Below are 26,818 nucleotides of genomic sequence, written 5' to 3'. Positions count from 1 at the left end.
ATGATGGCGCGGCCATGACTCCACCGCCCGCCTGCACCGCGCGCGCAGCCGCCGACCTGCGGCTGTTGAGGGCCGCGGTCTTCACCGCGGTCTGTGTCGCGTTGTCCACGGGCGCGCACATCGCCGCCTCGTGCGCCACCGTCCCGTGGTGGACGCTGGGGGTCGCGGCGGCCACGGTGTTCGCGGTCGCGGCCTCGCTGGCCGGGCGGGAACGCTCGCTGCCGGGGATCGCCGCGGGTCTCGCCGTGGGGCAGCTCGCCCTGCACGCACTGTTCGCCTGGAGCCAGCTCCCGATGCCCGCCATGGCGCGAGGCATGGGAAGCGGCTCCGGTGACGGCGGGCTCTCGGACCGGGCGGCGATCACCCTCGCCCGGCATGTGACCTGCGGGCTGGGCACCGGCCGGGTGGACGGCGCGGAGGCCCGCCGGATCCTCGGTGCCGGTGGCTTCGACACCGCCTCCGCCGCCGGGATGGCCGCTCCGGCGGGGTCCGGGACGGCCGGTGGCACGACCGCCGCCGACCCCTCGGTGACGCACGGTCTGCTGCCGTCGCTGCCCATGCTGCTGGGGCATCTGCTGGCCGCGCTCGCGGTCGGCTGGCTGCTGCGGCGGGGCGAGGCGGCCCTGTGGCGGCTGGTCCGGCTGTCGGCTCCGGCGTACGAAATAGCGGTACAGGCACTCGTCGGCACGGTGCGCGGGGCGCTCGCCCTGGTTCGTGCCCTGCTCACGGGCCTGGGAACGGCGCACGATGATGCGCTGCGCGCCCCCGTTTCGTACGGGGATGACAAACCCGGCCCGAAGAACCTCGCACTCCACCACAGTGTCACCAGGCGAGGGCCCCCCTCCCTGGCCCCCCTGGCCCTCGCGGCCTGACGACGCGAAGCACGCTCCCACAGGACGGGTCGGGCTCACGCGCCGTCGTCGCACGTGCGCCACCCGACCGTCACCCGCACTTTCTCCTCCCTGTGGAGCGTTTTCCGATGTCGAAGATTTCGAAGATGTCGCAGCAGCAGTCGGACGTGTCGTCCCCCCGCCGGCTCGCACGGCGGCTGCCGCTCGTGGGCGCCGCCGCGGCGGGCAGCGTGCTGCTGCTGGCCGGCCCGGCCTTTGCGCACGTCAGCGTGCAGCCCGCGGGCACGGCCGCGAAGGGCGGCTTCGCGACCGTCAACTTCAAGGTGCCCAACGAGAAGGACGACGCCTCGACGGTGAAGCTCGAGGTCACGCTGCCCACCGACCACCCGCTGGCGTCCGTGATGCCGCAGCCGGTGCCCGGCTGGAAGGTCTCGGTCACCAAGGCCAAGCTCGCCAAGCCGATCGAGATGGAGGGCGAGAAGATCACCGAGGCGCCCTCGAAGATCACCTGGACCGCCGACGGCAAGGGCGTGGAGCCCGGCCAGTTCCAGCAGTTCCCGCTCTCCGTCGGACAGCTGCCCAAGGACGCCGACCAGCTCGTCTTCAAGGCCCTCCAGACGTACGACGACAAGGAGGTCGTGCGCTGGATCGAGCCGACGAAGGAGGGCGCCCCGGAGCCGGAGAACCCGGCGCCGGTCCTCAAGCTCTCCGCGGCCCAGGAGGACGGCCACGGCGCCGCCGGCGCGGACGACAAGAGCGGTGCCACGGCCGGCATGAAGAACGCGGCCGCCACCTCGGACGCGTCCGGCAGTGACACCACGGCGCGCGTGCTGGGCGCCATCGGCATCGTCGTCGGCGTCATCGGAGTCGGCTTCGGCGTGTTCGCCGGCCGGCGACGCAGCGCCTGACCACCGGCGGGGCCGGCACCCGACCGCGCCGGCCCGCCCACCTCATTCCCGGACAAACGGGATCCAAAGACACGGGATTTATCTGCAATGCACAGAAGGACCCTGCTCGCGTCCGCCCTTGCGGCGGCCGCGGCTTTCAGCCTGACCGCCTGCAACAGCGACGACGGCAAGCCCACTGCCGAGGTCTCCGGCGGCACCGCCGCCAAGCCGATCGTCACCCTCGACAGCCCGCTGGAGAAGCCGGACCTCGTCCTGACCGACACCAGCGGCAAGAAGTACGACCTGCTGGAGAAGACCAAGGGCCACCCGACGCTGATCTACTTCGGCTACACCAACTGCCCGGACGTCTGCCCGCTGACGATGGCCAACATCGCGGTCGCGGTGAAGCAGCTGCCGCAGGCCGAACGGAAGGACCTGCGGGTCGTCTTCGTCACCTCCGACCCGGAGCGTGACACCCCGGCCGCGCTCAAGAAGTGGCTCGGCGGCATCGACAAGGACTTCACCGGTCTGACCGGCAAGTTCGACACCATCCAGGCCGGCGCGCGCAGCGTGAACATCGGGATCGAGAAGCCGGTCAAGAAGAAGAACGGCGATGTCGTCTCCACCCACGGTGCGCAGGTTCTGCTGAGCTCCCCCAAGGACGACAAGATCCACTGGATGGGCATGCAGGAGGCGACCTCCGACAACTACACCAAGGCACTTCCGAAGATCCTCAAGGGGCAGAACCCGTGAACCGCCGCACCACCCTCGCCGCCGCCCTCGCCCTCACCGCCGGTCTCGCGCTGGCGGGCTGCGGTGGCGCGGACGGCGCACCGCAGCTCGAGGTCGCCGACCCGTACATGCCGCAGCCGGTCGACCAGAACATGGCCGGCGCGTACTTCACCGTCAAGAACAGCGGTGACACCGCGGACAAGCTCACCTCGGTCACCAGCGACCTGTCCAAGGACATCACGATCCACAAGACGGTCGGCACCAAGATGGAGCAGGTCGACTCGCTGGCGATACCCGCGGGCGGCGAGCTCCGGCTCAGCCGCGGCGGCAACCACCTGATGTTCATGGGGCTGAAGAAGAAGCCGGCCGAGGGCGACAAGGTGACCCTCCGGCTGCACTTCGCCACCGCCGACCCGATCAAGGTGACGGTCCCGGTCAAGGCCGTCACCTACGCACCGAAGAAGTAACAGGGGACCGAGGAACCGCACAGCCGCTAGGGACAACGGGAGTAAGGGGAGCGATCACTATGGTCACCACCGGGCTCGGGCCGCGACGGTCCGCCGTGCTGCGCCTGCTGGTCGTCGCGGTGGCGCTGGCCGCCGCGCTGATCGGCGGGCTCGGCGGCGCCGCTCCGGCCTCGGCGCATGCCGCGCTGACCGGGAGCACCCCCGCGCAGGGTTCGGTGGTGGACCACGCCCCCGAGCAGGTGACGCTCACCTTCTCCGAGGGTGTCGCGATGGGCGACGACTCGATCCGGGTGCTGGATCCGCAGGGCAAACGGGTGGACCGCGGCAAGCTGCGCAACCTGTGCAGCGACAGCGTCGTCAAATACGGCGCGGGGCTGCCGCCAGGGCTCCGCGACGGGACGTACACCGTCTCCTGGCAGGCGGTCTCCGCCGACAGCCACCCCGTCGCCGGCGCCTTCACCTTCTCGGTCGGCGCGCCCTCCAAGACCAGCGCGCCGGTGCCCCAGCAGAAGGCCGGCGGCGGTCTGGTCGGGGCGCTCTACGGGGTCGCCCGCTACCTCGCCTACGCCGGGTTCGTGCTGCTCGTCGGTGGCGCGGCCTTCGTGGTGGCCTGCCGGCCCGCCGCGGCCCTCGTACGGTCCGTGCAGCGGCTGGTCGTCCAGGGGTGGGCGCTGCTGACCGGCACCACCGTCGCGATGCTGCTGCTGCGCACCCCGTACACCGGGTCCGGCGATCTCGCCGATGTCCTCGACCTCGGCGGCCTCCAGCAGGTCCTGGTCACCAAGCCGGGTGCGGCGCTGGTCTCCCGGCTGCTGCTGCTCGCCGCCGCGGCGCTGTTCGTGGCGGTGCTCTTCGGGACGTATGCGCGGCTGCAGGAGCCGGCCGGGCAACCGGCGGAGGGGAGCGCGCCGGGCGAGGGGGACGCGGCCGCCGGGGCGAAGGACGCGGATGCCGCCGGGGAGACGGCCCTGGACCCCGCCGACCTCGCCAGGCAGCGCAGGGACCTCACCTTCGGGCTCGCCTTCGGCGGTGTGATCGTCGGCGCCGGGCTCGCCTCGACCTGGGCGTTGGCCGAACACGCCTCGACCGGTCTGCAGCCCGCCGTCGCGATGCCGGTCGATGTGCTGCACCTGCTCGCGGTCGCCACCTGGCTCGGCGGGCTGGCGGCGCTGGTCGTGTCCCTGTACTGGGGGCCGCCCGTCGAGCGGACCGCCGTACGCCGCTTCTCGCGGATCGCGTTCGGCTCCGTACTGGTACTGGTGGCCACCGGCGTCTACCAGTCCTGGCGGCAGGTCGGCAGCTGGCGTGCGCTGACCGACACCACCTACGGGTGGCTGCTGCTGCTCAAGGTGGCCCTGGTCGTGGTGCTCGTCGGGATCGCCTGGGTGTCGCGACGGTGGACGGGGCGGCTGACGGAGGTGCGGGCGGCGGAGGACCCGGCCGGGGTCCGGTCGTCCGACAGCGCGTCGTCCGAGGGCGAGGTGGCACAGGTCGCGGAGAGCGCTGAGGCCGAGAAGGACACCGCGGCGGAGAAGGATCGGGAGACGGAGAAGGCGGCCGTCGGCGCCTCGGCCACGGCCGGCGCGGCAGCCGCATCGGCGTCCCCTGCCGCGTCGGCTCCCGCTGCTGCTGCGTCTGCCTCTACTGCGTCTGCTGCTTCGGCCTCGGGTCCGGCTTCTGCCGCCTCCGCCCCCGCGGCGAGTTCCGGCAAGACCCCGAGCCAGGCCCCGGAGCAAGCCCCGGACGAGGCCGCCGACCCCGCCCGCGCCGCCCAACTCGCCCGTCAGCAGGCCGCGTTGCGCAGCGCCCGTACCAAGCGGCAGCGCGATGCCGACCCGGAGCGGCTGGGGCTGCGCCGGTCCGTGCTGGCCGAGGCGTCGGTCGCCGTCGTCCTGCTCGTGGTGACCACGGTGCTGACCGCCACCGAACCGGCCCGTACCGAAGAGGCGGTCAGGGCCACCTCGGGCGGGCAGTCCACCGCGGCCAACCAGCCGCAGGTACTGAGCATCCCGTTCGACACCGGCGGCCCCGGCGGCAAGGGCACCGCCCGCCTCGACCTCGACCCCGGGCGCAGCGGCAGCGCCAACGCACTGCGGCTGCGGATCTCCGATCCGTCGGGCAAGGCGGTCGACGTTCCCGAGGTGAAGGTCTCCTTCACCCAGAAGGCCAAGAAGATCGGGCCGCTGCCGATCACCCCGAAGCACGTCGGCAAGGGCCACTGGCGCGCGAACGGGGTCCAGCTCCCGGTCCCCGGGCAGTGGCAGCTCTCGCTGCTCGTGCGGACCTCCGACATCGACCAGGTGACCGAGATCAAGAACGTAAAGATCGGCTGATGAGCAAGCAGACGTCCAGCAAGAAGGCGCCCGGCAAGAAGGCCCCGGGCGCGCGGTCCGCCGGACCGGGCGGTGCGGCGACCGTGCCCGCACCGGCCGCCGCCCCGGCGCCCGAGACCGACGGCTCCCCCTCCCTGGAGCTCTCCCGCCGCCGGCTGCTCGGCACCGTCGGCGCGGCGGGCGCGGCCGGGCTGGTCGCCGGCGGGGCCGGCGGCGCCCTCGGGGTCTCCGCCGCGCAGACCGGCCCGCAGGATGCCGCCAAGGCCGTCACCAGCATCGGCTCGACCGAGGTTCCCTTCCGGACGGCGCGCGCCGGGCAGCAGGCGGGGATCACCACCCCGTTGCAGGCCACGGGGCATCTCGTCGCCTTCGACCTGGCGCCGGACGCGGACCGCAGGACCGCCGCCGCCCTGCTGCGCCGCTGGTCGCGGACGGCCGAGGAGCTGATGGCCGGACGGACCCCGGACGCCGACACGGGGGTCGCGCTCGACGCGGGCCCGTCCTCGCTGACCGTCACCTTCGGCTTCGGCCACAGCTTCTTCGGCCGTACGGGCCTGACGAAGCGGCGCCCCGTACAGCTCGACCCGCTGCCGGACTTCTCGGCCGATGCGCTGGACGCCGGGCGCAGCAACGGTGATCTGTGGATACAGATCGGCGCCGACGACGCCCTGGTCGCCTTCCATGCGCTGCGCGCGCTGCAGAAGGACGCGGCCGGCAGTGCGCGGCTGCGCTGGCAGATGAACGGCTTCAACCGCACACCGGGCGCCACCGCGCACCCGATGACCGCACGCAATCTGATGGGCCAGATCGACGGCACCAACAACCCCAAGCCCTCGGACCGGGACTTCGACGAGCGGATCTTCGTGGGGCGGGACGCCGAGCAGGACTGGATGCACGGCGGCTCGTACGCGGTCGTCCGCCGCATCCGGATGCTGCTGGACGACTGGGAGAAGCGTTCCCGGCACGAGCAGGAGCGGGTCATCGGGCGCCGCAAGGACAACGGCGCGCCGCTGACCGGCGGCTCCGAGACCACCCCGATGCGGCTGGACGCGAGCGGCCCCGACGGGCTGCCGGTCATCCCGGCCAACGCGCATGCGCGGATCGCGGCGCCGGAGTCCAACCAGGGCGCGGCGATGCTGCGCCGCCCCTTCTCCTTCCACGACGGGTTCCGGGAGGACGGCGCCCCGGACGCCGGACTGCTCTTCGTCTGCTGGCAGGCCGATCCGCTGCGCGCCTTCACCCAGGTCCAGCGGAAGCTGGACCGCGGCGACGCGCTGTCGCGGTTCCTGCGGCACGAGGCGAGCGGGCTGTACGCGGTGCCCCCGGCCGCCGAGCCGGGCGACTACGTGGGCCGGCCGCTGCTGGAGGGCTGAGCGCCCCGCCCCGCCCCGGGCAGGCCACTCCCGGGAGGGGGCCCTCCGGGGAAGTCCCGCCCGGGCTTTGCGGGGCTGGGTATCGTGGCAGGACAGGGAGAAGATCGGCGGGGTGCCCCCGCAGTTACGCGAGGGAGTCCTTATCCATGTCGGCCAGCCGCTATACCTATCTCGGCCCCGAGGGCACGTTCACGGAGGCTGCGCTGCGCACCCTTCCCGAGGCGGCGCCCCGCGAGCTGGTGCCGATGGTGTCGGTGCCGGCCGCCCTGGACGCGGTGCGTGCCGGTGAGGCCGCCGCGGCGCTGGTGCCGATCGAGAACTCCGTCGAGGGCGGGGTGACCACCACCCTGGACGAACTGGCCTCCGGCGAGCCGCTGATGATCTACCGCGAGGTGCTGCTGCCGATCGCCTTCGCGCTGCTGGTGCGCCCCGGGACGCCGCTCAGCGATGTGAAGACGGTGACCGGGCACCCCGTCGCCCAGCCGCAGGTGCGCAAGTGGCTGGCGGCCCAACTCCCGGAGGCGGTATGGGAGTCGGCGGCCTCGAACGCCGACGGTGCGCGGCTGGTGCAGGAGGGCCGCTACGACGGCGCCTTCGCGGGCGAGTTCGCGGCGGCGACCTACGGCCTGGAGCCGCTGGTCACCGACATTCACGACGCGCAGAACGCGGCCACCCGCTTCGTGCTGGTGGGCCGCCCGGCCCGGCCCGCGGCGCCGACCGGCGCCGACAAGACCTCGGTCGTGCTGTGGCTGGCCGAGGACCACCCCGGTGCGCTCCTCGAACTGCTGCAGGAGTACGCGGTGCGCGGGGTGAACATGATGCGGATCGAGTCCCGGCCGACCGGCGAGGGCATCGGCCGCTACTGCTTCTCCGTGGACTGCGAGGGGCATGTCACCGACCGCCGGGTCAGCGAGGTGCTGATGGGCCTCAAGCGGATCTGCCGCGAGGTGCGGTTCCTCGGCTCGTATCCGCGGGCGGACGAGGTGCCGCCGCTCGTGCGGCGGACGATGACGGACGCGGCGTTCACCGAGGCGTCGGACTGGCTGGCGCGCTGCATGGACGGGCGGGGCTGAGAGCCGGATTCCGGCGCTCTGCGGCCCCGTCGGCGGCCCCTGCGGAACAGCACGACCTGCGAGTTTGGAAGGGTTGTGGGTTATCCACAAAGTTATCCACAGGCACGGCTCTCGACCTGTGGGTAAGTCGACATGAGATTCGGACACAGTCGACATATCGCCCTACTGACCGCACACCACTCCACAGCACCCCACGTCGGGCACCGTCAGCACAATTCACGTGATCAATCCTTTAGGGCGAGGTAATCCCACACGAAAGAGTGCGTGAACGGGGTTTGAGCAGGGAATCCATAGCCGACCATTTCGGGAGCGGAATGGCCTGCTCCGACTTCCACAGATCTCACACACAGCCTGTGGATAACAATCCTGAAACCCTCGCCCCCTGTGGACAACCAGAGGATTCCGGGGGATAACCAGAGGCCCGCAACCCGCTCCGACGCCCGCCCAACTCCCGCTTTCCACACCGTGGATCACTCGGCGCCCGGACCGCGAAAGCCCCATCACGGACAGTGCGAAGATCTCGTGACGGACGCCGCGAAGGCCCCCTCCCGTCGCCGCAAAGACTCCCGGCGACAGCGCCGAAGGCCGCCTCCGGATCACCCCGCGGCACGGAATGGACGCGCATTTCCCACCCGCTTTTCCTCTCCCGCCACCAGGGGAATAAACGACTCAAAACGGGCAAAATGACATGCCGGGGAATATCGCGTCGAGGGGCGGGGCGGGGCCCGGTAGCCTGGTGGGGTGATTGACCTTCGCCTGCTCCGTGAGGACCCCGACCGTGTGCGCGCGTCCCAGCGCGCCCGTGGAGAGGACGTCGCACTCGTCGACGCGCTTCTCTCCGCCGACGAGCGGCGCAGGTCGTCAAGCGTCCGCTTCGATGAGCTGCGTGCCGAGCAGAAGGCGCTCGGCAAGCTCATCCCCAAGGCCTCCGGCGACGAGAAGGCCGTGCTGCTGAAGAAGGCCGGCGAACTCGCCGCCGCCGTCAAGGCCGCCGACGCCGCACAGGACGAGGCCAAGGAGGAGACGCAGGCGCTGCTGCGGAAGCTCGGCAACCTCGTCCACCCCGACGTTCCGGTCGGCGGCGAGGAGGACTTCACCGTCCTGGAGACGCACGGCACCATCCGCGACTTCGCCGCCGAGGGCTTCGAGCCCAAGGACCACCTGGAGCTCGGCGAGCTGCTCGGCGCCATCGACGTCGAGCGCGGCGCCAAGGTGTCCGGCTCCCGCTTCTACTACCTCACCGGCGTCGGCGCGCTGCTGGAACTCGCCCTGGTCAACGCCGCCATCGCACAGGCCACCGAGGCCGGTTTCACGCCGATGCTGACCCCCGCCCTGGTGCGCCCGCGCGCCATGGAGGGCACCGGCTTCCTCGGCCAGGCCGCGGAGAACGTCTACCACCTCGAAAAGGACGACTACTACCTGGTCGGCACCTCCGAGGTCCCGCTCGCCGCGTACCACATGGACGAGATCGTGGACGGCGCCAAGCTGCCGCTGCGCTACGCCGGTTTCTCCCCGTGCTTCCGCCGCGAGGCCGGCACCTACGGCAAGGACACCCGCGGCATCTTCCGGGTCCACCAGTTCGACAAGGTGGAGATGTTCTCCTACGTCGCGCCGGGCGACGCCCAGGCCGAGCACCAGCGGCTGCTGGACTGGGAGAAGCAGTGGCTGACCAGCCTGGAGCTGCCGTTCCAGGTCATCGACGTCGCCACCGGTGACCTCGGCGCCTCGGCCTCCCGCAAGTTCGACTGCGAGGCCTGGATCCCCACCCAGGGCAAGTACCGCGAGCTGACCTCGGCCTCGAACTGCGACGAGTTCCAGGCGCGGCGGCTGTCCGTCCGGATGCGCGAGACCGTCGACGGCAAGCAGAAGGTCTCGCCGCTGGCGACCCTGAACGGCACGCTCTGCGCCGTACCGCGCACGATCGTGGCGATCTTCGAGAACCACCAGCAGGCGGACGGCTCCGTGCGCGTCCCCGAGGTGCTCCGCCCCTACCTGGGCGGCCGGGAGATTCTGGAGCCCGTCGCCAAGTGAGCGCACCTGCTCCGCTGCCGTACAAGCTCATCGCTACGGATCTCGACGGGACGCTGCTGCGCCACGACGAGACCGTCTCCGAGCGCACCCGCCAGGCGCTCGCCGCGGCCACCGCGGCGGGCGCGGCGCACATCGTCGTCACCGGCCGGGCCGTGCCCTGGACCCGGCACATCCTCGACGCCCTGGACTACAAGGGCCTCGCGGTGTGCGGCCAGGGCGGTCAGCTCTACCACGCCGGTGAGCACCGCCTGCTGACCTCGGTGACGCTGGACCGCCAGCTGGCCGGTCTCGCGCTGTCCAAGATCGAGGCGGAGGTCGGCCCGCTGTATCTGGCGGCGAGCCGCGACGGCCTGGAGGGCGAGGTGCTGGTCGGCCCCGGCTACCGCGTCCAGGAGGGTCCGCTGCCGAACGTCATGATGGACGATCCCGGCGCGCTGTGGGCGGCCCCGCTCAACAAGGTCTACATCCAGCATCCGGACCTGGACGACGACGCGCTGGCGCTGGCCGCGCGTCAGGTCGCCGGGGACCTGGTGGGCGTGACGGTGGCCGGCGAGGGCATCGTCGAACTGCTGCCGCTGGGACTGACGAAGGCCACCGGACTGTCGCTGGCCGCCCGCCGGCTGGGCGTCACCGCCAAGGACACCCTGGCCTTCGGCGATATGCCCAACGACATCCCGATGTTCGCCTGGTCCGCCCGCGGTGTGGCGATGGCCAACGCCCATGACGAGCTGAAGGCCGTCGCGCACGAACTCACCGCCTCCAACGAGGCGGACGGTGTCGCGGTGGTGCTGGAGCGCCTCTACCTCTCCTGACGGCTCTTCGGATCGGGACCGGGGTCCGGGGGCGGCTTCGCGGGCCCTTCGACGGGTCCGGCGGGCTCCTCGGCCGGTCCGGCGGCCTCCTCGTCGTGGTCCGTCCGCCCCCCGGCGGCCGCCGCCGGGGTCAGCGGCCAGGCCGCAAAGCCCATGACCAGCGCGATGGCATGGCCGAAGTCGGTGAAGGAAGCGCCGGTCAGCAACGGGACGGCGAAGAAGATCAGCACCCCGGAGAGATAGCCGTAGCGCCAGGGCGGCCACAGCCGGTACGTCAGCACCCCGGCGGCCGCGGCCAGCCCGTAGGAGACCCCGATGTCCACGACATGGGTCATCGAACGCGGCAGCCGATGGCCCTCGATGGCCAGCAGGACGAGCTCCTGGCTGGCGAGGGTGGCGGCGATATGGGCACCGCCGACGGTCAGCAGCCAGCGTCCGCTGCCCAGCCAGCGCTCCACGTTGGCGTGCACCAGCTCGAACAGCGCCACGTAGAGCAGGAAGGACGAGGGGCGTTCGATCCAGAAGCCGCTGATCAGCAGCGACGGCAGCGGATGCTCGTTCAGCTCGTGGATGTTGCTGCTGGTGCGGTGCACCAGGAACTGCCCCAGCCCCTCGGACGCGGAGGCGATGACCAGGCTGGTGATGCCGATGACCAGCAGCCAGATATGGGTGCCGGGACTGCTGCGCACCCAGTCCGTCACCCAGGTCAGGGGGTTGCCGGGGAACGGCCGGCGGCCGCCGCGCGGCGGCTCCAGCAGGGGCCTCACCGGCGGCGTCCCGCGCCGGCGGGGGAGGTGAGGACCAGCGGCCCCGGCCCCTTGAGGTGCCGGATGCGGGGCGCGCTCTCCATCGCCCGTACGCCGGGCAGTGCCGCGACCCGGGTCGTCAGATAGGAGTAGAGCGCGCCGACGTTCCGGCACAGCACGGACGCGAAGAGGTTGTGGGGCCCGGTGGTGGCGCAGGCGAAGGCGACCTCCGGGTGGGCGGCCAACGCCTCGCCCGCGGCGGCGAGTTCGGCGGGAGCGACGGACAGCCAGAGGGCGACCATCACGCCGTACCCGAACTGCCGCAGGTCGTAGTCGACGTCGAAGTACAGGACACCGTCCGCCCGCAGCTCCGCGAGCCGGCGGCGGACGGTGCTGGGCGACCAGCCGGTGCAGGCGGCGAGCTCGCCCAGCGGCGCCCGGCCGTCCCGGGCGAGCGCGTCGAAGAGCCGGCGGTCGGCGTCGGTGAGCGTCACCCCGGCACCGGGCGGATCGTGGGGCGGCTTTGGGCTCAGCTCAGCGATCTGTGCATCGGTGAGCGCACCGGACTTGCTGATCAGGCCCTGCGGGCCGCCGAAGAACTCGTGCAGCAGGCAGTGCGCGGTGACGCCGATGACGCTCGGGGTGCGCGGCAGCTTCTGCAGCAGCAGGGCATCGCTGTCGTCGCTGCTCGCGGCCCGGCAGACCGCGGCGATCTCGGTGCCGCCGGACATCAGACTCACCCAGGACGTGTCCGTGCGGCGGGCCAGCGCCTCGGCGACGGAGGCGGCGGCGTCCGGTGTGCACTGGACCCGCACCATCCATTCGATGTCGCCCAGCGCCCGCGCGTCGGCCAGCCCGAGCACCTTGAGCGCGCCGTTGGTGCGGTGGCGGGTGTAGCGCCGGGCGACGGTCTGGTCGGAGACACCGAGCACGGCGGCGATCCGGCTGAACGGCGCCCGGCCGTCCAGCTGCAGCGCGTGCACGAGCCGGCGGTCGAGGGCGTCGAAGCCGGTGGTGCCCCCGGAGGGGTGGCCGGCGGCTCTCCCCTGTACCGGTACATCGGACATCCCGTCGGTTTTCACCATTCGAGGCTAGCGCGTGTCGGATTGCACCGCAGGCAGTGCGGTGGCTGGGAGAACGGGCGGCACGGGCCGCACTGTGGCGTCGGCACTACAGGGCGGCGCGGCATGGTTCCGCCCGGCGAGACACGTGGAGGAAAGGTCATGCGGAACGCACCCGAGAGGGGGACCGCGGGCAGCGGCCGGGCGGCGGGCGCGGGCGGGGAGCCGGGCGGAGCACCCGGCGGAAGGACGCAGGAGGGTCCGGCGGACAGGCGGGCCGGGAAGTGGTGGCCGCTGGCCGCCATCACCCTCGGCAACTTCCTTCTGCTGGTCGATGTGACGATCGTGAACACCGCGCTGCCCCGGATAGCCGACGGCCTGGGCGCCTCCTTCACCTCGCTCCAGTGGGTGATGGACATCTACGCGCTGGCGCTGGCCGCGCTGCTGATGGTGGCGGGCTCGGCCGCCGACCTCTTCGGACGGCGCCGGCTGTACGTGGCCGGGCTGGCGCTGTTCGCGCTCGCCTCGCTGGCCTGCGGTCTGGCTCCCGACGCGGGCACCCTGGTGGCGGCCCGCGCCGTCCAGGGCATGGGCGCAGCGGCGATGTTCGCCACCAACACCCCCCTGCTGATGGCCACGTACCAGGGCCGGGACCGTGGTGTGGCGTTCGGCGTCTGGGGCGGCACCAGCGGCGCCGCCGCCGCGGCCGGGCCCGTACTGGGCGGGCTGCTCACCGAGTACGTGGACTGGCGGGCGATCTTCCTGGTCAATCTGCCGCTGACCGCCGTCGCGGCCTGGATCACCCTGCGCCGGGTGAAGGAGTCGCACGGCACCCTCCCCCACGCTGGAACGGACGCGGTCGCGAGGAGTCCCCTCGCCCGTATCGACTGGCCGGGTGCCGCGTCCTTCACGGCGTGCGCGGGCGCGCTGACGTACGGGCTGATCCGCGGTGGCGAGGAGGGCTGGACGGAGTACGGGACGCTCGCCTCGCTCGGCGGCGCGGCGCTCGCGCTGCTGGTCTTCCTCGTCGTCGAACGGCGGGTGCGGCGGCCGCTGCTCGACCTGGGTCTGCTGCGCCGGCCGTCGTTCGCGGCGCTGATGGCGGCGGCGCTGCTGTTGCAGGCCGCGGCGTTCCCGTATCTGACGTTCGTGGGGCTGTGGGTGCAGAACATCGTCGGCCTGAGCCCGGTGCAGGCGGGTCTCGCGGTGACCCCGATGGCGCTGATGTCCCTGCTGGTCGGCGCCCTGGGCGGCCGGCGGCTGCAGCGGATGGCACCCCAACTCCCGATCGGTGTCGGCCTGTTGCTCGTGGGGGCCGGGGCGCTGCTGTCCCGCGCGCTGCTGGACGACGACGCCGGCTGGGCGGCACTGGTCCCCGGGCTCGCGGTGAGCGGGCTGGGCATCGGGGCGGCGATGCCGGTCCTGGTCTCCGCGGCGCTCGGCGCGGCGCCCCCGCAGCGGGCGGGGATGGCGAGCGGCGCCGTGAACACCTTCCGCCAGCTGGGCTACGCCCTGGGCATCGCGGTCCTCGGCACCGTCTTCGCCACCGCGCTGCGCGACGCCGTACGGCCCGGCGCCTCCCGTACGGCCGTCGGGTCCGCGTATGTCTCCGGGCTGACGGACATCATGCTGATCTCCGGGGTGGCGGCCCTGGCGGGCGGGCTGCTGGTCCTCGCGGTGGTACGGCGTGAGGAGAGCGGCGACGGTCCGGCCGGCCGGCACGGGCAGGGGGCCGCGGCGGCTCCGGTGCGGGAGGGTGCGCGAGCGGGGGCGTAGCCACGACGGAACGCGCCCCGGCGCGGGTCGGCACCCGGAACCGTACGGCCGTACGCGGTTCCGGGTTGCCGCCCTGGGCCCTGCGGCGATCTTCCCCGCGTCCGCACTTCCAAGTCAATCCTCGGGTTTCCTTCCAAATCCCTTAGAAAGAGCTTGGGTTGACGGCTACGGTACGCGGGTGACCCTCGACGATCTGCGCGTCTTCGTGGCCGTATGCGAGGCGGGCAGTCTCAGCGCCGTCGCCCGTGATCTCGGATGCACCCAGTCGGCCGTGAGCCAGCGCGTCAAACGCCTCGAACGAGAGGCGGGCATCGGTCTGTTGGAGCGGCGGCCGCGCGGTGTGGCGCCGACCCAGGCGGGCCGGATCCTGCACCGCGCGGCGGCGGACGGCATCGACGGGCTGGACCTGGCGCTGCGCCGGCTGGCCGATCTGCGCGCGGGGGACGGCGGCACGGTCCGGGTGACCACCGGCGCCACGACCGTCCGGCACTTCATGTCCGAGGCGGTGGTCGCCTTCCGCGCCCGCCATCCGCACGTCAACCTGGAGTTCCAGACCGAGAGTTCCAGCCGCCGCTGCTTCGAGGCCGTCGCGGACGGCAGCTCCGAGCTGGCCTGGATCACCATAGGGCCGCCGGTGCGCGGCATCGAGCAGCATCCGGTGGTCCGGCTGCCCTGGGTGCTCGCCGTGCGCGCCGATGACCCGCTCGCCGGCCGGGAGCGGATCGAGCCCGACGAACTGGCCGGTATCCGGCACATCCGGCTGCCGGAGAACTCCACCTCCCGTATGCGCCTCGACGGACACCTCGGCCACCGGGAAGCCGGCCCCGTGCCGCCCCCGAGCACCACCAGCGTCGCCGACTGGGACACCGCCCTGCTGCTCGCCGAACTCGGCGTCGGCCATGCGGTCGTCCCCCAGCTGCCGGGCCTGCACGCCGCCGCCCATCCGGCACTGCGGCTGATCCCGATCGCCGCGCTGCCCCCACTGGCCACCGGCTGGGCGGTACGCCGGTGGGAGGCGCTGAGCCCGGCGGCGGTGGCGTTCGCCGAGACGGTCACCGCCTGTCTGGGCGGCGGCGATACGGAGCGCCTCAGGCCCGCACCACCGGCTCCTGGATCTCGGTGACCCAGTCCTCCTGGTCCGGCGGGCACTCCAGATACAGCTCGCGGGCGTACCCGGCGGAGCGGTAGCCGTTGGCGTCGATCCAGTGCGCGAGATTCTGGGCGGTCGGCAGGATCCGGCTCATCGGACCGCGGTGCACCACCGTGGCGGCGCAGTCGAGGGCGGGGAGCATGACGACGTCGAAGCCGAGGCCGGTGGGGACCGGTGCGGCGGAGGGGGTGCCGGGGCGGCCGGATGCGCGGTCGACGGTGACACCGGCCTTGGCCAGCGCCTCGTGGGTGATCACCATCCCCGCGTGGACGAGGACGGCGTCGCCACCCGGGGCTGTGTGGGCAGGGGGGTTGGGGGTGGCTTCTCCGGGCGGCGCGAGCGCCCCACCCGTTTTTGCCGCCGCCGGCACCGGGGCGTCCTCGTAGTACGCCAGGCCCGGTCCCGCCGGGGTCACCCCGGCCGTCTCCAGGAGTCGGCACAGCTCGTCGTAGAGCGGCTGGATGACCGGCCCGATGTCCTCGGGCCCGTAACTCGCGGCCCTCCCGCTCAGCTCCGCGAGCAGTACCGTCTCGGTGCGCTTGACCACCACATCGTCGGCAGACATGCGTCCCTCGCTCTCGATCGTCCGGAGCCTCGCCTCGACCTGCGCCAGCCGCGCACCCGCCGCCGTCAGCGCCGCTTCCAGCTCCGCCCGCCGCAGCCGCAGCATGCCGCGCAGCTCCGGCACGCTCACCTCCTCGGCCAGAATCGCCCTCACCTGCTGAAGGCTGAATCCGAGGTCCTTGAGCGCGATGATGCGGTTGAGCCGGGCGAGCTGGGCCGCCTCGTAGAAGCGGTAGCCGCTGACGGGGTCGGTGCGGGCCGGGCGCAGCAGCCCGATCGCGTCGTAATGGCGCAGCATGCGGGCCGACACACGGCCGTACTGGGCGAAATCTCCGATGGTGAACATGACGCCTTCCAGTGGAGTGCTTTCCACAGTGTCAAGGTCAAGCGCGGCGGGCCACGGACCGCGCCGCGGCGTCACCACCGCCGCACCCTGGGCCACCGGGCAGCAGCATCGCGTCAAGTAGCGCCCACAACCCGTCAATGACGCGTCAGGGACCGTCCGAGTGGCCCGTTCCCCGGGAATAGCGTCAGGGCCGAGCCCCGGCGCATGCGTTTCCCACTGGTCCGGGGCCGAGGTCCCGTGCGAGGAGCAACGCCGTGTCCCACCTTCTGTACGCGGAAGATCCCGAGCCTGCCGATCGTGTCCCGGCCGGGCTTCTCTTCGTCCCTGTCCGGTCGGGCCCCGCGGGCTGCACGGCCCGCCTGTTCCGCACGCCGCTCGGCGGCCGTACCGCCGTCGGCTTCACCTCGCTCCAGCGGCTCGCCGCGGCCCTCGGCGGCGACCAGCCCTGGGTCAGGCTCTCCGAACCCGCGCTGCGTGCGCTGGCCGAGCCCGTCGGAGCGAGGGTCCTGACCGTCGACCCACGGTTCGCCCCGGGCCTCTCCCGTGGTCAGCACGTACGGGCGGGCTGTGGTCAGCACCTACGGGCCGTCTGAGGGAGGGCCACACCGACATGAGCCACCACACCCTGCCCCGCGCCCATCCCGGAACGGGTGCGCCGTCGCCGTCCGCCGCCGTGGGGACCGCCCCCGGGGCGACCAGCCCTGTAGCGACCAGCCCAGCGGCGACAGCGGCGCGGGCCGCAGGCGAACCGCCGTCCGCCGCCGGGCGGGCGTCTGCTGTCGCTGCGCCGCCCGCCGTCGATCCGATGTCCGCCGTCGATCCGCTGTCCGTCTGGCCCAGGTCCACGGCACCGGTCGGCCATGACGATCTCGCCGTGGCCGGCGTCCCGCTCACCGAGGTCGCCGACCGCTTCGGCACCCCCGCCTACGTCCTGGACGAGGCCGAGGTGCGCCACCGCTGCCGCGCCTACCTCCGGGCCTTCCCCGGCGCCGACGTCTACTACGCCGCCAAGGCGTTCCTGTGCCGCGCCCTGGTGCACTGGGTGCGGGAAGAGGGGCTCGGCCTGGACGTCTGCTCCGCCGGCGAACTGGAACTGGCCGTCGCAGCCGGCTTCCCGCCCGAACGGATCGTGCTGCACGGCAACGCCAAGAGCCCGGCCGACCTGCGGGCCGCGCTGCGGCTCGGCGTCGGCCGGATCGTCATCGACAGCACCTCGGAGATCGCCCGGCTGGCCGCCGCGGTCCCCCCGGGCGCCCGGCAGAAGGTGCTGATCCGGGTCGTCCCGGGCATCGCCGCCGGCGGCCACGCCAAGATCCGTACCGGGACCGACGACCAGAAGTTCGGGCTGTCCCTCACCGACGGCTCCGCCCAGCACGCCCTCGCGCGGGTACTCGGCCAGCCGCGCCTCGAACTCGTCGGCCTGCACTGCCACTTGGGCTCACAGATCACCACCGTCAAGCCCTACCTGTCGGCCGTACGCCGGCTGACAGGCCTGCTGGCCCGGATCCACGAGCAGCACGGCATCACGCTGCCCGAGCTGGACCTCGGGGGCGGCCACGGCATCGCCTACCGCCCCGGCGAGCCCACCCTCGACCTCGCCTCCCTCGGCAGCCGGCTCCGCGCCGAACTGGCCCGCGGCTGCGCGGCGGCCGGGCTGCCGGTGCCCCGGCTCGCCGTCGAACCCGGCCGCGCCATCGTGGGCCCGGCCGGTGTCGTCCTCTACCGGGTACTGTCCGTCAAACGGACCGGGGCGCACACCTTCGTGGCGGTGGACGGCGGGATGAGCGACAACCCTCGGCCCGCGCTGTACGGGGTGCGCTATGCGCCGCGGCTGATCGGCCGCCGCCCGTCCGCCGCGCCGGAACCGGTCACCGTGGTCGGCCGGCACTGCGAGGCCGGCGATGTGCTCGCCGCCGACGTCCAGTTGCCCGGTGACCTCCGCCCCGGCGATCTGCTGGCCGTCCCCGTCGCCGGCGCGTACCACCTCTCGATGGCCTCCGCCTACAACCTCGTCGGCCGGCCACCGGTCGTCGCCGTCACCGAAGGGCAGGCCCGCCTCCTCGTACGGCGCGAATCCCTCGCGGACATCCAGGAGCGCGACATCGGACTGTGAGACCGGCGGGCCCACGGAAACCGGCAGGGCCCGCCCCCTCGCGCTCCCTCGCCTTGCCTCTCCTCCTCCCTCGCCTTGCCTCTCCTCCTCCCTCGGCTTCCCGCACCTCCTCCCTCGCCTTGCCGCGCCTCCTCCCTCGGGCTTCCCGCGCCTCCGCCCTCGGGCTTCTCGCACCTCCGCCAGTTCCGTGTACGATGAATGCATCAGTTGTAGGATGACCGGGCAAAAAGGTTGGCCCGGGGCAAGAGGGCGGGCGGATCGGACATGGCACTGCAGGCAGTGGGACGGCGCTCCCTCGTGGACACCGTCGTCGACACCCTGCGGTCCCAACTGGCCGCCGGGGAGTGGCGGGTGGGGTCCCGGATCCCCACCGAGCATGCGCTCGCCGAGCAGCTCCAGGTCGGCCGCAACACCGTCCGCGAGGCGGTGCGGGTGCTCGTACACGCCGGGATGCTGCGCTCACGGCAGGGCGAGGGCACCTTCGTCGTCTCCACCACGGACCCGGGCGACATCATGCGCGGCGTCCAGCGGGCCGGCATCCGCGACGTGCTGGAGCTGCGTATCGCCCTGGAGGCGGAGGCCGCCCGGCTGGCCGCGCTGCGCCATCTGCCCGCCGACCTGGAGCGGATGCGTGCGGCTCTGGACGCCCAGGCCGAGCTGGCGGACGCGGAGGGACAGCCCGCCTCCGGCAGCCTGGAGCTCTACGCCGATCACGACGTCGCCTTCCACAAGGCCGTCGTCGAGGCCGCGCACAACACCGCGCTGACGGCGACCTACGGCTGGTTCAGCAGCTCGGTCCGGGAGGCGCTGGTCGGCTATCTCGGCGACCGGGCGATGCCGAAGGTCGCGCACGGCGATCATGTCGCGGTCATGGAGGCGATCGCGGCGGGCGACCCGGAGGCCGCTCAGCAGAGCATCCGCGACGTACTGGAGAAGCCGAAGCAGGCCGTGGAGGCCTTGCTGGCCGGTCGCTGACGCCGCACCCACGCCCACCTCCGGTGTCGCGACCGCCTTTCCCCGCCTCTTCCCCCACTCCTTCTTCCTGATTCCCCTGTTCCTTCTGTTCCTCCTGTTCCTCCTGTTCCTCCTGTTCCTCCTGTTCCTCCTGGAACACCGATCTCCTTCCCGCACACACACCACTCTTGGCGAGGTACGCACGTATGGCAGGGCCCAGGTCCGAGGCACCCTTGATCGACTCCGCGGCACCCTTGATCGACGCTGAGGAAGATCTCGTCGCGGCACCACCGGTCGCCGCGGCCCGCAAGCAACTGCGGGCCCACCCGGCCCTGATCATGGCCGGAATCGTCCTTGCCGCACTCAATATGCGGACGGCGCTGGCCGGGGTCTCGCCGCTGCTCGCCGAGATCGGCCGGCACTTCCGGCTGACCGCGACGGCCAGCAGTCTGGTGACGACCATCCCGCTGATCTTCATGGGTCTCGGCTCGATCCTCGCGCCGAAACTGGCCCGCCGCTGGGGCACGGAGGCGGCGCTCTGCGCTGCGCTGGTGGCCCTGTGCGGCGGCATCGTGCTGCGGATCGCCCCGCCGGTGGTCGCGCTGTTCGCCGGGTGTGCCGTGGTCGGCACCTCCATCGCGCTGCTGAACGTGCTGATGCCCGGCCTGATCAAGCGGGACTTCCCGGAGCGTGCCGCGGGGATGACGGCGCTGTACTCGACCGCGATGATCCTGGGCGCGACCGTCTCGGCCGCCTCCGCGGTACCGCTGGAGAGCGCGCTCGGCAGCTGGCAAGGTGCGCTGGTCTCCTGGGCACTGCTGGCCGCCGCCGCCGCGGTCGTCTGGATCCCGCAGACGCTCATGGCCCGGCGCGGCACCCGCCATGGCGCCGCCGCGGCCACCCCTCTGCACAGCACCGGGGACGGGCCGAAGCTGAGCCGTTCCCCGCTGGCCTGGCAGGTCACGGTCTTCATGGGCTCGCAGTCGCTGGTCGCGTACGTGACCATCGCCTGGATGCCGACGATCTTCACCGACCACGGCATGGGCAAGGGCGAGGCGGGCCTGGTCTTCGCCTTCAGCACGCTGGTGCAGATGGTCGGCTCGTTCATCGTGCCGATGCTCGCGGGGCGGATGCGGCGTCAGCGGCTGCTGGCCGTGGCCGTGTCCACGCTGATGGCCTGCGGCGTCGTCGGACTGCTGGTGGCGCCGGTGGCGGGTGCCTGGCTGTGGGCCACGCTCCTCGGCGTCGGGCAGGGCGGTGCGCTGGGGCTGGCCCTGACGATGATGGTGCTGCGCTCCGGCGATGCCCACACCGCCGCCCGCCTCTCCGGCATGGCCCAGACCGGCGGGTACCTTCTGGCCGCCGCCGGCCCCCTCGTCCTGGGGGCCGTCCACCAGGCCACCCACGGCTGGACCGTCCCCCTCGCGCTGCTGATCGCCGTCTGCGCCGGACTGGCTCTGGTGGGCGTGGGCGCGGGCCGGGACCAGCGGATCGGAGCACCGGCCGCCGAGTGAGAAGGGCCAGGCGGGAGGCGGTACGGGGGCGTAGGGGAGGCGGGGCCGGAGTCCGCGGGCCGCGCGGCGGTCCGGCCTCCCCGGTCGGCTCCGGTACGGCGAGGTGATCCCGTACCAGCGAGGTGATCCCGTACCGGCGAGGCGCCCACGGGCCGTGGCCGGCGCCGGCGTGTGGCCGGTGGATGGCGAGCTGGTGAATGATCTCCGCCGTCGGCAACGATCGGGGAAGCAGTCGCCGCGCGCCCCCGTGCTCTCGCCTACCGTGCCCCCATGAGCGATGTTGAGCGCACCGTTCGCCGGCCAGGACCGCGGCTCCCCCGCACCGGCCGGCTCGTTCTCGTAGCGGTGCTGTGTGTCCTGGTCGTCCTTGCGGCGCTGCTGCTGCCGCGGTTGCTGCGCGGGTTGCGGCCCGGTCAGACGCTGACCGTCCCGGAAGGGCAGCGGGCCTCACAGGTCTACGCGGCCGCCGACAAGGCCCTGCACCGTCCCGCGGGCTCCACCGCGAAGGCCGCCAAGAGCGCGCATCTGGCGCTGCCGGCCGAGGCGAAGGGCAACCCCGAGGGCTATCTCTTCCCGGCGACCTATCCCCTCGACTCGGACACCACCCCGGCGTCGCTGCTCGCCTACATGGTCAAAACCGCCAAGCAGCGGCTCGCCGCCGACGGCATCGCCTCCTACCGGACGGTCGTCATCGCCAGCATCGTGCAGGCCGAGGCGGACCGGCCGGCCGATATGGGCAAGGTCGCCCGGGTCATCGACAACCGACTCGCGCACCACATGCCGCTGCAGATGGATTCGACGATCAACTACGCGCTGGCCCGCAGCACCCTCCGCACCAGCCATGCCGACACCAGGACCAAGAACCCGTACAACACCTACCGCTACCCGGGCCTGCCGCCGACGCCGATCGACAGCCCCGGGGCCGACGCGCTGAAGGCGGCCGGCGCGCCGCCCGCGGGCGACTGGCTCTACTTCGTCACCGTCAAACCGGGCGACACCCGCTTCACCGCCGACTACCAGGAGCATCTGCGCAACGTCCGCGAGTTCAACGACCTGCAGAAGGGCGCCGGAACTGGCGGCGGTGGCGGGGGCGGGGCTTAGGGGTTTCCGGTGTCCCCTTTCGCGCCCGCTACCCGTCCACCCGCGCCCCGCCCGGATGTCGTTACTCCTCGCCGGCCAGCGTCAGCGCCTTCAGACGGCGGGCGGCATACCAGGTGGCGGCGGCCGTGAGGACCACCAGCAGGCCGATCGCGAGCGGCAGTTGGACATCGGAGGTGATCGCACCCTCCGCGGCCGCCTTCTGGCCGACCGCCAGTGCCCACTGCTGGACGCTCAGCGTCTTCGCGCCCGGGACGAGGGTGCCCACCAGCGCCTCCCAGACCAGGGCGTAGACCAGGCCGAACACGACGGCCTGCCGGGTGATCGTGCCGAAGAGGAGGAAGAGGGCGCTGTAGGCGACGGAGGCGACGGCCGCCGCCACGGCGTATCCCACCGCCATCTGCTGGCTGTTGCCGTTGAGGAGGAAGCCGGCGAGCAGGACGGGGAGGGCGGAGAAGGCGACCGTGACGCCTATCGCGACCAGGAGTTTGGTGAAGATGATCGTCGGCCGGGACACCGGCTTGGCGAGGAGGTAGACCACCGAGCCGTCGTCGATCTCGGGGCCGATCGCGCCCGTACCGGCGATGACGCCGATCAGCGGCACCATCGTGCCCAGCGCGAAGCCGCCCAGGATGCCGCCGGCGGTGGAGTCGTCGGCGCCGGCCAGCACGCGGACGGCCACCGCGAGCACCACCAGCAGGGCGGGCAGCGCGAAGAGGATCATGGCCCGGCGCCGGCCGAGCAGGGCGCGGTAGGTGAGCCGGGCGACGGTGGGGTGGAACAGCGAGGCCTTCGGCGCGCCGGGGGGCGCGGTCGGGGCCGTCGGAGTGGTCGTGGACATGCGTCAGGGCTCCTTTCAGGGCCTCAGGCCGCTACGAGGTAGGAGAAGACGGATTCCAGCGACTCGTCGGAGGGCGAGACCGTCAGAAGGCGGATGCCGTGGTCGCGGGCGACCCGCGGCAGGAGTTCGGTGAAGCGGCCGAAGTCGACCGCCTGGATGCGCAGCGCGCCTTCGGCGAGGTCCACCTCGATGCCGGCCGTCGAGGGGTCGGCGATCAGCGCGCCGGCCAGCGCCCGGTCGTTGTCGGACCGGACCAGGTAGCGGTGCGGGCGGTCCGTCATCAGCCGGCGGATCTTGCGGAAGTCGCCGGACGCGGCATGCCGTCCGGCCACCACCACCTCGATGTGTGAGGCGAGTTGTTCGACCTCTTCGAGGATGTGCGAGGAGAACAGGACCGTACGGCCCTGGTCGCCCATCCGCCGCAGCAGCTCCATCAGCTGCATCCGCTGACGGGGGTCCATGCCGTTGAACGGCTCGTCGAGCAGCAGCACGGACGGGTCGTGGACCAGCGCCGAGGCCATCTTCACGCGCTGCCGCATGCCCTTGCTGTACGTCGAGATCTTGCGGTCCTGGGCGTACTCCATCTCGACGGTGGCCAGCGCTCTGGCCGCCTCCGCCCGGCCGAGGCCGTGCAACTCCGCGTTGGCGAGGACGAATTCGCGCCCCGTGAGGAAGTCGTACATCGCCTCGCGCTCCGGGACGATGCCGATGTGGCGGTAGATGCCGGCGTGGCGCCAGATCGTGGTCCCGTCGAGGGTGACCGAGCCGTTGGAGGGCGCGAGGAAGCCGCCCATCATGTTGATGAGGGTGGACTTGCCGGCGCCGTTGGGGCCGAGCAGGCCGGTCACGCCGGGACCGATGGTCATCGTGATGTCGTTGACGGCGACGACATTGCCGAACCAACGCGAGACATGGTCGATGGTGAGAGTGCTCATGGGCGCAGCCCATTCCTTAGGAGGGTGGTGGTCGGGCCGGGGACGCCGTCCAGCGGGAGCCTGCGGCGGGGGGCGGTCACAGTCCGGCCTTCCGGTAGCGGCGCATCAGCAGGGCGTAGCAGCCGGCGATGACGGCCAGCGTGACCAGGAGGTAGACGAATCCGGCACCGGTCGACGGCGTCAGGCCGTTGGGGAAGGAGCTGGTACCACCGAGGAAGGTCGACTGCACCCCGTCGATCAGCGTGATCGGGGAGAACAGCCCCAGCCACCCGACGGCGGCCTCGTTGCCCTGGACGAAGGCGATCCCCTGCACCGCGCTCACGGCACCGTACGGAATGGTGAGTACGGCGATCACGGCGGCGACGCCGAAGCCCCGGCGCGGGGTGACCGCGGAGACGACCAGGCCGATCCCGGCGAACAGCAGCGACAGCAACACCACGGAGACCACTCCCTGCGCCAGCCCCTTGGTCTGGTCGACGAAGTCCAGCTTCGCCAGCAGCGCCCCGATGTAGAGGACCAGCAGCGGCGCACCGGTGAGGATGAACAGGGCACTGGCCATCGCCGCGAACTTCGACACCACGTAGTCGACCCGCTCGATGGGGCGGGAGAAGTACAGCGGGATGGACTTGAAGCGCAGATCGCGTGAGACCGACTGCGGGGCCTGGGCGGCCAGGAAGAGGCCGATGACGGCCTGGAGGTAGACGGCGTAGCGGGAGTAGCCGACCGGGAGGCTGCCGGCCTTGGTGAACACCGCCACCGCGACCATGATCGCGGCGGGCAGGCACATCACCGCGAAGAGCAGCATCGGCAGCGCCTTGCTCTTGGCCGAACGGCCCAGACCGTAGGCGCCGCGCAGGCTCTGCGAGAAGAGCGACCGGCGGGCGTAGGCACGGCCCAGGCGGGGGCCGTCGTAGTGGCGGTAGCCGATGTTGTGGATATAGGCGCCGCCCGGTGCGGCGGATACGGACGCCCCGGATCCGGGCGTCGCCGGTGCGGACGTCACGGACGCGGACGTCTTGGGCTCAGGCGACATCGTGGGCGCCTCCGTCCTGGGTGGCATGCGGGGCGCTCGGGGCGCCTGCGGTGGCGGGGGTGGCAGACGCCGCGTCCGCCTCGCGGAAGACCTCGGCGATCTGGTGCCGGCGCTGTTCCATCCGGATCAGGCCGAGCCCGAGTCCGGCGACGGTGTCCCGCACCAGGTCGTAGGTCTCCTCCCCGGCCGCCTCCACATACAGGAGGTGCCCGGCGGAGGCGAGGCTCTGCGAACCGGCGGCGCCGGTGGTGACCGCGGCTCCGGCGGCGGTCAGGGCCGCGCGCAGCGCCCCGGTGCCGTCCGGGTGGTCGTCGGTGTCCGTGACCTCGACCGCCAGCGAGGCGGTGACCTGCGTGAACTCATCGGTCGATGAGGAGCGCAGCAGCTTGCCGCCGTCGATGACGACGACATGGTCACAGGTCCGCTCCAGCTCACCGAGGAGGTGGGAGGTCACCAGGACGGAGATCCCGAAATCGGTGTGCACGCGCCGGATCAGGCCGAGCATCTCGTCCCGCCCGGCCGGGTCGAGGCCGTTGGTGGGCTCGTCGAGGAACACCAGCTGCGGGTCGTGGACCAGCGCCTGGGCCAGCTTCACCCGCTGCTTCATGCCCGTCGAGTAGCCGCCGATGGGGCGATAGCGCTCCTCGTAGAGGCCGACGTGGCGCAGGGTGTCGGCGGTGCGCTCGCGGGCTGCGGCCGGCGGCAGACCGGACATCCGGGCCATGTGCACGACGAACTCGGTGGCCGAGACGTCGGGCGGCAGGCAGTCGTGCTCGGGCATATAGCCGACCCGCTCACGGATGGTGCCGCCGTCCTTGGTCACGTCCAGGCCGAGGACATGCGCGGTCCCTTCGGTGGCCGGGGCCAGGCCGAGAAGGATCTTGATCAGGGTGGACTTGCCGGCACCGTTGGCACCCACCAGGCCTGTTACGCCGGGGGCGATGTCAAGGGAGAGCCGGTCCAAGGCGGTCACCCGCGGGAACCGCTTGCTCAGGCTTTCGGTCACGATCACAGTCACGTCCTCGACGGTAGTGGTCTCCGCCACACCGGTCGTCAGACCAGACGATGGGATGTACCTCCCCCTGCGGTATTACGAGCCCGTAGGGGTCTCCTTCTCCGAGCTGCCATCGCGTCGGGGTTGCGGGTGGGCACCCGACGCCCCCTTGACGCAGCCGCCGGGCATTGTCACATTCATCAGTGTCAAGTTACGGGCACGTACCGCGATGCACCGCTCACGGACGGACGGTTGGCGATGGCCTCAGTCACCTCAGCGACCTCACCACGAGCCGGAGAACTCCCCGCCGGGCTAAGAGGGTTCAGAGAGGTCCAGCGACTCGCCTACGCCTGTGCGGAAGCGGTGGCCGCGCAGCTCAGGCCCGGGATCACCGAGCGGGCGGCGGCGCGGATGCAGCGCGAGTGGCTGCGCGAGCGCGGGGTTCGGGACTGGTTCCATCTGCCGTTCGCCTGGTTCGGCGACCGCACCGCCTTCGTCAACTTCCGGGTGCCGCTGCAGTTCTTCCCGACCCATCGCGAGCTGGAACCGGGGATGCCCTTCATCCTGGACATGGCACCGATTCATCGGGGCTACACGGCCGACATCGGCTACTCCGGCTGCCTCGGGCTCAACCCCGTGCACGACCGGCTCCTCGCCGACCTCGAAGCACACCGGGAGCTGATCCTGCGCGAGGTGCGCGAGCGACGCCCGCTCCGGGAGATCTACGAGGACGTCGACCGGTTGATGGCGCGGCAGGGCTACGCCAACCGCCACCGCGCCTACCCCTTCGGCGTCATCGCGCACAAGGTCGACCGGGTCAGGCAACGGCGCTGGTCCCCGACTCTCTTCGGGTTCGGCACCCAGTCCCTCAAGGGTCTGGCCTCCGATGCACTGCACGGCCACCGTGACGGCTGGTCCCCGCTGTGGAGCCCCTACACCTTCTCCGACCACCCGCCGCAGCCCGGACTGTGGGCGGTCGAACCCCACCTCGGATTCCGGGGAACGGGCGCGAAGTTCGAGGAGATCCTGGTCGTCACGGACTCCAAGGACCCGCAGGAGAGCGCCTTTTGGCTGGACGATGATCTGCCGCATGTGCGGCGCTGGCAGGAGGAGAAGACAGCGTGAACACGGGAC

24 protein-coding genes are annotated in these 26,818 nt (G+C 72.2%); 17 read left to right on the top strand and 7 right to left on the bottom strand.

Annotated elements, in window-relative coordinates:
* Window positions 1–14 precede the first annotated feature (14 nt).
* The 9 genes from Scani_RS36710 to Scani_RS36670 all read left to right on the top strand — a co-directional run bounded on the left by Scani_RS36710 (window position 15) and on the right by Scani_RS36670 (window position 10,559).
* Window positions 15–872, top strand: a complete 858-nt coding sequence (locus Scani_RS36710; protein WP_159481978.1) for a hypothetical protein — start codon at window positions 15–17, stop codon at window positions 870–872.
* Window positions 873–979: 107 nt separating this feature from the next.
* On the top strand, window positions 980–1,759 hold the full coding sequence (locus Scani_RS36705; RefSeq protein WP_159481977.1) for a YcnI family copper-binding membrane protein: 780 nt from the start codon (window positions 980–982) through the stop codon (window positions 1,757–1,759).
* An 87-nt stretch (window positions 1,760–1,846) separates the two neighbouring features.
* Window positions 1,847–2,491, top strand: coding sequence for an SCO family protein (locus tag Scani_RS36700; protein ID WP_159481976.1), 645 nt, complete (start codon window positions 1,847–1,849; stop codon window positions 2,489–2,491).
* The gene (locus Scani_RS36695) at window positions 2,488–2,937 is read left to right on the top strand and encodes a copper chaperone PCu(A)C (RefSeq protein ID WP_159481975.1); all 450 of its coding nucleotides are present in this window, start codon (window positions 2,488–2,490) and stop codon (window positions 2,935–2,937) included. Before Scani_RS36700 ends, Scani_RS36695 begins: the two co-directional genes overlap by 4 nt.
* A 59-nt stretch (window positions 2,938–2,996) precedes the next feature.
* On the top strand, window positions 2,997–5,270 hold the full coding sequence (locus Scani_RS36690) for a copper resistance CopC/CopD family protein (RefSeq protein WP_159481974.1): 2,274 nt from the start codon (window positions 2,997–2,999) through the stop codon (window positions 5,268–5,270).
* On the top strand, window positions 5,270–6,643 hold the full coding sequence (gene efeB, locus Scani_RS36685) for an iron uptake transporter deferrochelatase/peroxidase subunit (protein WP_246296354.1): 1,374 nt from the start codon (window positions 5,270–5,272) through the stop codon (window positions 6,641–6,643). The genes Scani_RS36690 and efeB overlap by 1 nt, the downstream gene beginning before the upstream one ends.
* Before the next feature lie 146 nt (window positions 6,644–6,789).
* The gene (pheA, locus tag Scani_RS36680) at window positions 6,790–7,716 is read left to right on the top strand and encodes a prephenate dehydratase (RefSeq protein ID WP_159481973.1); all 927 of its coding nucleotides are present in this window, start codon (window positions 6,790–6,792) and stop codon (window positions 7,714–7,716) included.
* Between the two features lie 741 nt (window positions 7,717–8,457).
* Window positions 8,458–9,747, top strand: coding sequence for a serine--tRNA ligase (gene serS, locus Scani_RS36675; protein WP_159481972.1), 1,290 nt, complete (start codon window positions 8,458–8,460; stop codon window positions 9,745–9,747).
* Window positions 9,744–10,559: an HAD family hydrolase gene (locus tag Scani_RS36670; protein ID WP_159481971.1), complete on the top strand. Its 816-nt coding sequence runs from the start codon at window positions 9,744–9,746 to the stop codon at window positions 10,557–10,559. Before serS ends, Scani_RS36670 begins: the two co-directional genes overlap by 4 nt.
* Here Scani_RS36670 and Scani_RS36665 read toward each other — a convergent pair.
* Both Scani_RS36665 and Scani_RS36660 read right to left on the bottom strand, forming a co-directional pair.
* Entirely contained in the window at window positions 10,547–11,326 is a 780-nt protein-coding gene (locus Scani_RS36665; protein WP_371872422.1) for a rhomboid-like protein, read from the bottom strand. The genes Scani_RS36670 and Scani_RS36665 overlap by 13 nt on opposite strands.
* On the bottom strand, window positions 11,323–12,372 hold the full coding sequence (locus tag Scani_RS36660) for an Lrp/AsnC family transcriptional regulator (RefSeq protein ID WP_246296353.1): 1,050 nt from the start codon (window positions 12,370–12,372) through the stop codon (window positions 11,323–11,325). Before Scani_RS36660 ends, Scani_RS36665 begins: the two co-directional genes overlap by 4 nt.
* Before the next feature lie 156 nt (window positions 12,373–12,528).
* Here Scani_RS36660 and Scani_RS36655 point away from each other — a divergent pair, with 156 nt between their 5' ends.
* Together Scani_RS36655 and Scani_RS36650 are read left to right on the top strand one after the other, a co-directional pair.
* A complete protein-coding gene (locus tag Scani_RS36655) occupies window positions 12,529–14,142 on the top strand; it encodes an MFS transporter (RefSeq protein WP_159481969.1) in 1,614 nt (537 codons plus the stop codon).
* Window positions 14,143–14,320: 178 nt separating this feature from the next.
* Window positions 14,321–15,265, top strand: coding sequence for a LysR family transcriptional regulator (locus Scani_RS36650; RefSeq protein WP_159481968.1), 945 nt, complete (start codon window positions 14,321–14,323; stop codon window positions 15,263–15,265).
* Here Scani_RS36650 and Scani_RS36645 read toward each other — a convergent pair.
* Window positions 15,231–16,202: a MerR family transcriptional regulator gene (locus tag Scani_RS36645; RefSeq protein ID WP_159482587.1), complete on the bottom strand. Its 972-nt coding sequence runs from the start codon at window positions 16,200–16,202 to the stop codon at window positions 15,231–15,233. The two genes, Scani_RS36650 and Scani_RS36645, sit on opposite strands and share 35 nt — an antisense overlap.
* 254 nt (window positions 16,203–16,456) lie before the next feature.
* Here Scani_RS36645 and Scani_RS36640 point away from each other — a divergent pair, with 254 nt between their 5' ends.
* From Scani_RS36640 to mltG, 5 genes are all read left to right on the top strand, one after another.
* The gene (locus tag Scani_RS36640; RefSeq protein WP_159481967.1) at window positions 16,457–16,795 is read left to right on the top strand and encodes an SAV_915 family protein; all 339 of its coding nucleotides are present in this window, start codon (window positions 16,457–16,459) and stop codon (window positions 16,793–16,795) included.
* A 17-nt stretch (window positions 16,796–16,812) separates the two neighbouring features.
* Window positions 16,813–18,315, top strand: a complete 1,503-nt coding sequence (gene lysA, locus Scani_RS36635) for a diaminopimelate decarboxylase (RefSeq protein ID WP_371872421.1) — start codon at window positions 16,813–16,815, stop codon at window positions 18,313–18,315.
* A gap of 264 nt (window positions 18,316–18,579) precedes the next feature.
* Window positions 18,580–19,290 carry a FadR/GntR family transcriptional regulator gene (locus Scani_RS36630; RefSeq protein ID WP_159481966.1) on the top strand — a complete coding sequence of 237 codons (711 nt, stop codon included), beginning with the start codon at window positions 18,580–18,582 and terminating at the stop codon, window positions 19,288–19,290.
* Between the two features lie 185 nt (window positions 19,291–19,475).
* The gene (locus Scani_RS36625) at window positions 19,476–20,783 is read left to right on the top strand and encodes a CynX/NimT family MFS transporter (RefSeq protein ID WP_159481965.1); all 1,308 of its coding nucleotides are present in this window, start codon (window positions 19,476–19,478) and stop codon (window positions 20,781–20,783) included.
* Between the two features lie 270 nt (window positions 20,784–21,053).
* The gene (gene mltG / locus Scani_RS36620; RefSeq protein ID WP_159481964.1) at window positions 21,054–21,884 is read left to right on the top strand and encodes an endolytic transglycosylase MltG; all 831 of its coding nucleotides are present in this window, start codon (window positions 21,054–21,056) and stop codon (window positions 21,882–21,884) included.
* 61 nt (window positions 21,885–21,945) lie between these two features.
* Here mltG and Scani_RS36615 read toward each other — a convergent pair whose 3' ends face one another.
* The 4 genes from Scani_RS36615 to Scani_RS36600 all read right to left on the bottom strand — a co-directional run bounded on the left by Scani_RS36615 (window position 21,946) and on the right by Scani_RS36600 (window position 25,735).
* Window positions 21,946–22,665 (bottom strand): ABC transporter permease subunit, encoded by a 720-nt coding sequence (locus tag Scani_RS36615; protein WP_159482585.1) that lies wholly within the window; start codon window positions 22,663–22,665, stop codon window positions 21,946–21,948.
* An 80-nt stretch (window positions 22,666–22,745) separates the two neighbouring features.
* Window positions 22,746–23,657 (bottom strand): ABC transporter ATP-binding protein, encoded by a 912-nt coding sequence (locus Scani_RS36610; RefSeq protein WP_159481963.1) that lies wholly within the window; start codon window positions 23,655–23,657, stop codon window positions 22,746–22,748.
* 76 nt (window positions 23,658–23,733) lie between these two features.
* On the bottom strand, window positions 23,734–24,690 hold the full coding sequence (locus Scani_RS36605; protein WP_246296352.1) for an ABC transporter permease: 957 nt from the start codon (window positions 24,688–24,690) through the stop codon (window positions 23,734–23,736).
* Window positions 24,680–25,735 (bottom strand): ABC transporter ATP-binding protein, encoded by a 1,056-nt coding sequence (locus Scani_RS36600; protein ID WP_159481962.1) that lies wholly within the window; start codon window positions 25,733–25,735, stop codon window positions 24,680–24,682. Before Scani_RS36600 ends, Scani_RS36605 begins: the two co-directional genes overlap by 11 nt.
* A gap of 207 nt (window positions 25,736–25,942) precedes the next feature.
* On the opposite strand from Scani_RS36600, the gene Scani_RS36595 reads away from it, so the two are divergent.
* Entirely contained in the window at window positions 25,943–26,809 is an 867-nt protein-coding gene (locus Scani_RS36595) for a M24 family metallopeptidase (RefSeq protein ID WP_159481961.1), read from the top strand.
* Window positions 26,810–26,818: the final 9 nt, after the last annotated feature.

This window comes from Streptomyces caniferus (genome assembly GCF_009811555.1).
GTDB classification, from domain to species: Bacteria; Actinomycetota; Actinomycetes; order Streptomycetales; family Streptomycetaceae; genus Streptomyces; species Streptomyces caniferus.
Note: the sequence above shows the minus strand (reverse complement) of the source record. Positions and strands in the feature narration are given on the sequence as shown.